Annotated in this window: 1 protein-coding gene; it reads right to left on the reverse strand. The window is 68.7% G+C overall.

Annotated features, from left to right (window positions below):
• Positions 1–581 (reverse strand): hypothetical protein (locus L6R21_28210; GenBank protein MCK6563089.1); only part of this gene is annotated, 581 nt, incomplete at both ends.

Consider the following 581-nt stretch of genomic DNA (forward strand, 5'->3'; position numbering starts at 1 on the left):
CGCGACGATCACGCTCGCCGCGAGCACGACGACGCCCTGGAGCTCCCAGTCCCGCGAGCGCTTGCCCTTCGCCGACAGGTGCCGCCAGCGATCCCCGAGCGTCTCCGCGAGGCCGCCGCAGCCGCAGATCCACGTGCAGAAGCGCTTGCCGTGGTTCCGCGCGAGCAGCGGGATCGCGACGAACGTGCCGACGAGGCCCGCGCCGACGAAGCTCCAGACGATCCACGCGGGGTCGCCGTCGTACCACCAGAAGAACGTGTTGAAGAACAGCGGGAACGGTTGATAGAGGCCCCACGCGCGCCACGCGTATTTCACCGACAGCGCCTGCACCGCGACGAGGTTCACGATCACGAAGAAGCCGACCTGGAACGCGAGCAGCGACGCGTAGCGCCACGTCTGGTAGCGCTTGTCCTTCGCGACGCCGCGCTCCTTCACCTTCGTCGTCGTCACCATCGGCTCGCCCGACTGGGGCGCGAAGGGGCTCGAGGCGCCGTGTTTCGGGTCGTAGTCGAAGGCGCGATCCTTCGGCGCGAGCTTGTTCGCGAGATCGTCGAGGAAGACGCCGCGGAACGGTCCGTCGG

It is taken from the genome of bacterium (assembly GCA_023150945.1).
Lineage (GTDB): Bacteria > Zhuqueibacterota > Zhuqueibacteria > Zhuqueibacterales > Zhuqueibacteraceae > Coneutiohabitans.